Here is a 6276-nt window from a genome sequence, read left to right on the forward strand (position 1 = left end):
TCATTACTCGAACAGACCGTTTCAAACGTGTCGAACGCTGTTGAGCTGCATTGCGCCAGCCAGCACGAACTCGCCTTCCAGCTCGGCCAGACTGGCGGTACTCATAGGCTCGGCCTGCTGCGGACTGCCGTGAGCCAGCACGCCGATCAATTCGCCCACCAAGGGCTGATGACTGACCAGCAGCACTTCGTCGACGCCCAGCTTGTCCAGCTGGAGCAACACCTCACGCGGGCTGCTGTCCGGCGTCAGCCAGGGCACCGTCACCACCGGATCATTGAACCCCAGCGACTGGCGTACCAACTCGGCAGTCTGCTGTGCACGAACATAGGGGCTGGCGATGATCCGTCGCACCGCCTTGTCAGTCAGGTGTACTGCACTTTTGAGCACCTCCTCACGCCCGTGTGCGGTCAGCTCGCGTTCGGCATCACTGCGCGCCCGCGACTGCGCTTCGCCATGACGCAATACCCAGACCTTCACAGTTTTGGCTCTTCGTCACGCACCGGATGCGGCGCTGGCGGAACATGATGAGCCGCCTCGCCTTCAGCAGCGCGCGGCGCTGGCCAGTCGGCGAAGGGCCAGGGCTTGTGGTCGCTGTGAAACGTCCCGAAACGACCAATCTGGGCCAGGTACTGGCTGATACTGTCGCCGAAACTCATCAGGCCGCCATTCGGCGCGCCATAAATAAGGCGATAAACCAATTGCACCAGCACTACGCCCGCCAGAATGATCTGCGCAACGTGCCATACACCCAGAAACAGCAGCATCCACAGAATGCGCAGCAGGATCGATTCGTTATGCTGGATTTTCGACTCGTTCAAGACATTCTCCCTGATCAGAATGAGGTCAATTAAAGCCGGTAATTGAAATGAAATCGACATCCGTCTTGGGCTCGGCACGCATCAACGCCTCAATGACCTGACTGAGCGTACGGCCTTCAAAAAGAATCGCGTGCAGCCCGGCGACCAACGGCATATAGACCTGCACCTCCTGCGCTTTGACCTTGAGCACCTTGAGCGTGTTCACGCCCTCGGCTACTTCGCCCAGACGAGTAACCGCCTCCTCCAGCGTCAGCCCCTGGCCCAGCGCAAAACCGACCTGATAATTGCGACTTTTGGGAGAGGAGCAAGTGACGATCAGATCGCCCACCCCGGCCAGACCGAGAAAGGTCATCGGGTTGGCACCCTGACTGACCGCAAAACGGGTCATTTCCGCCAGCGCCCGGGTGATCAGCATGCTCTTGGTGTTTTCGCCCATCTCCAGCGCTACGGCCATGCCGGCGATAATTGCGTAGACGTTCTTCAATGCCCCGCCCAGTTCTACACCAAACCGGTCGTTGCTGGCGTAGACCCGAAACGTACGACCGTGCAGCGCGGCCTGGACCTGCTGACACAGCGCCTCGTCTTCGCTGGCAACCACGGTGGCGGTCAACGCATGCTCGGCGATCTCCCGGGCCAGGTTGGGCCCGGACAATACGCCGATACGCGCCTGGGGAACGATCTCTTCGAGGATCTGGCTCATCAATTTGAAGCTCTGCGCTTCAATACCCTTGGTCAGACTGACCAGCATCTTGCCGTTCAGGCGCTCGACATGGGGCGAGAGTACCGAGCGCAGGGCGCTTGAAGGCAGAGCGACGAAAATCAGCTCGCAGGCTTCAAGCGCGGCGGTGATGTCGGTAACCGGCTCGACTTCAGGCCGGACCTTGATGCCCTTGAGATAACGGGGGTTCTCCCGGTTGACGCGAATCGCCTGCGCCTGCTCCGGATCACGCATCCACTGGAGAACCTGATAGCCGTTCTCGGCCAGCAGATTTGCAATGGCAGTACCGAAGCTGCCACCACCAAGAACCGCGACTGGTTGCTGTGTGGTCATAAAACTATCCATCCAGAGCCATTCAAGTGGCGATGCCAGCATTATACGGAGCGCCGCGGTATCGGCCAGCAACAAAGCTGATCTGTCGAGCATGCAGGGCGGCATGCGACAACAAGTTCGCTGGAAACGCGCGCTATCTCGGTTAACATGCGTGCACAGCATGAATTATCGCGACACCCGGCACTGCGCTGCACAGCCGGACCGGGTCGCGACCAACGGGCGAACAGGCATGGACGCATCAATCGAGTCACTAGCGCAAAGCATTGCGCGCAAGGCACGCAGCCGATGAAATTTCGGCACTGGGATATCAATACCCGCACTCAGATCATCAGCCTGGGCCCTGCCCTGTTGCTGACGGCTCTGCTGATCAGTTTTTTCACCTTCGTGCGTATTCAGGACTTGCGTCAGGAGCTCAATCACACCGGGCAGCTCATCGCCAATCAATTGGCTATGGCCGTCGAACCGGGTGTGGCGACAGGCGATATCGACGGGTTGAAGGCGTTGATGCGCGCCACCCTGTCCATGCCCAGCGTTCGCTATGTAGAGATTCAGGACAGCTCCAATACGGCCATGATCTATATAGATCAGCCCCGCGAAAACGAGCAGTTGGCACGGCAGATGGAAATATTCCAGGCCTCTGTCTACCCACAGCGCGCAAAGGCTAATAGTCACCCCGCCACGTCGCCCAAAGGCAATCGCCAGGCACCTGAAAATACGTCGCAGAGCTATCTGGGACGAGTATTGGTCGGGATGTCCAATGAAGCCTTCAGTCGACGGCAACAGGAAATATTGCTCAAGGCCGGTGTTCTGGCGCTGGGCGCGTTGCTGTTCGCTTTTTTGCTGGCCCGCGGCCTGGCCTTGAGCCTGTCCAGACCTGTCAAGGAAATGGGCGAAGCCCTCAAGGCCATTCAGCAGGGCGACTACCATGTGCCCCTGCCGGTCAGCGACGATGCCGAGTTAGGCGCACTGGCGCGGCACATCAACAATCTGGCAGAGAACCTGCACCGCACCAGCCTTGAACAGCAGCGCTCGGTGGCGCAGTTGATCCAGACACGTGAGGAAGCCGAGCAGGCTAACCGTGCCAAGTCAGATTTCCTGGCAATGATGAGTCACGAGTTGCGCACCCCCATGAACGGCGTGCTGGGCATGCTGCAACTGATGGAAACCACGCGCATGACCGCTGAGCAAAGCGAGTATGCGACGCTGGCGACCGAGTCAACCGAGCATCTGCTACGGGTCATCAACGACATTCTCGATTTTTCCCGCATTGAACGCGATGCCCTGCAAATGGAAGGCATAGCGTTCAATCTGGCCGAACTGGTCAGTGCCTCGACCCATGCGTTCAACCACAGCGCACTGCAACGCAAGCTGCTACTGGAACTGCACATTCAGCCTGGGCTGGAAACAGTGACCGTCACAGGCGACCCGACCCGGATCAGGCAGATCCTGGTGAATCTGATCGGCAACGCACTTAAATTTACCGAGCAAGGCAAGGTCAGCGTTGTCGCCCAATGGGCGATGCTCGACAACGACCAGCTGCACTTTACCTGTGCCGTGCATGACAGCGGCATTGGTATCGACGCTGAGCGACTGGAGTCGATGTTCGATGCGTTCAAGCAGGCCGACAGCTCGATTTCCAGGCGCTATGGCGGCACAGGGTTGGGACTGCCGATTGCCCGTACCCTTGCCGAACGCATGGGCGGCACGTTGCGTGCCGAGAGCCAGGAGGGTTCGGGTTCTGTGTTCACGCTGCAGATTCCCCTGCCCGTTTCACGCGATGTTTCGGTGGATATCGCCAAGCCGCTGTCGGTACTCGATGCACATGGCAAGGAGCGCAGCATATTGCTGGTCGAGGACAACCCGGTGAACCGCACCGTGGTGCAGGCCATGTTGCGTAATCTGGGTTGCGAAGTCGACGTGGCGGTGGATGGCGCCGAAGCGGTGATGAAGGCAAGCGCGGGAAACCACGCACTGATCCTCATGGATTGCCGACTGCCGGTCATGGACGGCTATGAAGCCACACGTAGAATCAGGCAACTTTCCGGCCTGGAACGAATCCCAATCATTGCCCTGACTGCCAATGCACTGCAGGGTGATCGGGACGCGTGTTTACAGGCAGGTATGGATGATTACCTGGCGAAACCTTTCAAACACGCTGATTTACAGCAGGTTTTACACCGTTGGCTGCCCTTTGACGCACCTGTGACTGGCGATAAATGTTAAATTGCGGCAGTCTTGGCACGCAAATCAGCCAGCAAAATCGGCTGAATGACAAAATTCAGTGAACAGGTGTACCTTGATTTCACCTGAGCTGTGACTTTCATTACAACGCAACAGTCTATGAGTAGGCTGCCGGACAGGGTCCTGGCGAATTGGTACGACAGGACCAGCGTTCTAGCCAGTGACGCCACAACCTGCCGCACGAGATTATTGAGGAGCTCGCATGACCAAACAACACGCCTTTACCCGGGAAGACCTGCTGCGCTGCAGTCGTGGCGAGCTGTTCGGCCCAGGTAATGCGCAACTGCCCGCCCCCAACATGCTGATGGTTGATCGCATCACACACATCAGCGACGAAGGTGGCAAGTTCAGCAAGGGTGAATTGGTCGCCGAACTGGATATCAACCCGGACCTGTGGTTTTTTGCCTGCCACTTTGAAGGTGATCCGGTGATGCCAGGATGCCTGGGCCTTGACGCCATGTGGCAACTGGTTGGTTTCTATCTTGGCTGGCAGGGTAACCCCGGCCGTGGCCGCGCCCTGGGTTCGGGCGAGGTGAAGTTTTTCGGCCAGGTGCTGCCTACCGCCAAAAAAGTCACCTACAACATTCATATCAAGCGCGTCCTGAAAGGCAAACTGAACCTGGCCATTGCCGACGGCTCAGTGAGTGTCGACGGTCGTGAAATCTATACCGCCGAAGGCCTTCGGGTCGGCGTGTTTACTTCCACTGAAAATTTCTAAGGGTACTCGCATGCGCCGCGTCGTTATCACTGGTCTGGGTATTGTTTCCTGCTTGGGCAATGACAAAGACACCGTCACCGCTAACCTGCGTGCTAACCGCCCTGGCATCCGCTTCAACCCGGAATATGCCGAAATGGGTCTGCGCAGCCAGGTTTCCGGCTCCATCGACCTGAATCTGGAAGAGCTGATCGATCGCAAGATCTTTCGCTTCGTCGGTCATGCGGCAGCTTATGCCTACCTGGCGATGAAAGACGCAATCACCGATTCGGGTCTTACCGAGGAACAGGTTTCCAACGTGCGTACCGGCCTGATCGCTGGCAGCGGCGGCGCATCGACCCTGAACCAGATGGAAGCGCTGGATACCCTGCGCGAAAAAGGCGTCAAGCGCGTCGGTCCTTACCGTGTCACGCGGACCATGGGCAGCACCGTTTCGGCCTGCCTGGCCACGCCGTTCAAGATCAAGGGCGTGAACTACTCCATTTCGTCCGCCTGCGCCACCAGCGCTCACTGCATCGGCAACGCTGTCGAGCAGATCCAGCTGGGCAAACAGGACATCGTCTTTGCCGGTGGCGGCGAAGAAGAGCACTGGAGCCAGTCGTTCCTGTTCGACGCAATGGGCGCGCTGTCCACTCAGTACAACGAGACGCCGGAAAAAGCCTCCCGTGCCTACGACGCCAAGCGTGACGGTTTCGTCATTGCCGGTGGCGGCGGCATGGTTGTCGTCGAAGAGCTGGAACACGCTCTGGCACGCGGCGCGAAAATCTATGCTGAAATCGTCGGCTACGGTGCTACATCCGACGGCTACGACATGGTTGCGCCAAGCGGTGAAGGTGCAATTCGCTGCATGCAGATGGCCCTGGGTGATATCAACTCCGGCGACATTGACTACATCAACACCCACGGCACCTCGACTCCGGTCGGCGACGCCAAGGAAATGGAAGGTGTGCGCGAAGTATTCGGCGCCAAAGCTCCGGCGATCAGCTCCACCAAGAGCCTGTCGGGCCACTCGCTGGGTGCCGCCGGTGTTCACGAAGCGATCTATTGCCTGCTGATGATGGAAAACAACTTCATCGCAGGTTCGGCCAACATCGACGAGCTGGACCCGGTGGTTGCCGACATGCCTATCCTGCTCAAGACCCAGGAAGATGCGAAGCTTGACCTGGTCATGAGCAACAGCTTCGGCTTCGGTGGCACCAACGCTACGCTGGTGTTGAAGCGCTGGGCAGGCAAGTAATACTGCTTTTGCGACAAACAAAAAGGCGCCTTTCGAGGCGCCTTTTTTGTGAACAGGCCAAAGTGGCTGTTGTTCTCCGGTGTACCTGCAGGAACGATGGATCTTCAGAACACCTATCGTTTCTCACGCTCCAGTGCGGGAATGCAGTTCACGACGCTCTGCGTCGCAAGAGGACGCAGAGCGTCCAGACCGGCATGCCCACGCGGAGCATGGG

General features: G+C 58.4%; 7 protein-coding genes. 4 read left to right on the forward strand and 3 right to left on the reverse strand.

Translation table 11 applies throughout. The features are described 5' to 3' along the window. Positions 1-21 precede the first annotated feature (21 nt). From sixA to RYB09_RS02095, 3 genes are read right to left on the reverse strand one after another with little or no spacing between them, the layout of a single operon-like run. Positions 22-477, reverse strand: coding sequence for a phosphohistidine phosphatase SixA (gene sixA, locus RYB09_RS02085; RefSeq protein ID WP_002552993.1), 456 nt, complete (start codon positions 475-477; stop codon positions 22-24). Further along, on the reverse strand, positions 474-818 hold the full coding sequence (locus tag RYB09_RS02090) for a DUF4389 domain-containing protein (protein ID WP_058408852.1): 345 nt from the start codon (positions 816-818) through the stop codon (positions 474-476). Before RYB09_RS02090 ends, sixA begins: the two co-directional genes overlap by 4 nt. A 25-nt stretch (positions 819-843) precedes the next feature. Continuing rightward, the gene (locus tag RYB09_RS02095) at positions 844-1869 is read right to left on the reverse strand and encodes an NAD(P)H-dependent glycerol-3-phosphate dehydrogenase (protein WP_122281921.1); all 1026 of its coding nucleotides are present in this window, start codon (positions 1867-1869) and stop codon (positions 844-846) included. A gap of 160 nt (positions 1870-2029) precedes the next feature. Between RYB09_RS02095 and RYB09_RS02100 the strand changes: the two genes are divergently transcribed. From RYB09_RS02100 to fabB, 4 genes are all read left to right on the forward strand, one after another. Beyond that, a complete protein-coding gene (locus tag RYB09_RS02100; RefSeq protein ID WP_316887295.1) occupies positions 2030-2158 on the forward strand; it encodes a hypothetical protein in 129 nt (42 codons plus the stop codon). Then, a complete protein-coding gene (locus RYB09_RS02105) occupies positions 2155-4092 on the forward strand; it encodes an ATP-binding protein (RefSeq protein WP_219171249.1) in 1938 nt (645 codons plus the stop codon). The genes RYB09_RS02100 and RYB09_RS02105 overlap by 4 nt, the downstream gene beginning before the upstream one ends. A gap of 220 nt (positions 4093-4312) precedes the next feature. Continuing rightward, the gene (gene fabA / locus RYB09_RS02110) at positions 4313-4828 is read left to right on the forward strand and encodes a 3-hydroxyacyl-[acyl-carrier-protein] dehydratase FabA (RefSeq protein ID WP_002552989.1); all 516 of its coding nucleotides are present in this window, start codon (positions 4313-4315) and stop codon (positions 4826-4828) included. A 10-nt stretch (positions 4829-4838) separates the two neighbouring features. Beyond that, positions 4839-6062, forward strand: coding sequence for a beta-ketoacyl-ACP synthase I (gene fabB / locus RYB09_RS02115; protein ID WP_316887297.1), 1224 nt, complete (start codon positions 4839-4841; stop codon positions 6060-6062). Positions 6063-6276: the final 214 nt, after the last annotated feature.

It is taken from the genome of Pseudomonas syringae group sp. J254-4 (assembly GCF_032586855.1).
In the GTDB taxonomy this organism is placed as follows: domain Bacteria; phylum Pseudomonadota; class Gammaproteobacteria; order Pseudomonadales; family Pseudomonadaceae; genus Aquipseudomonas; species Aquipseudomonas amygdali.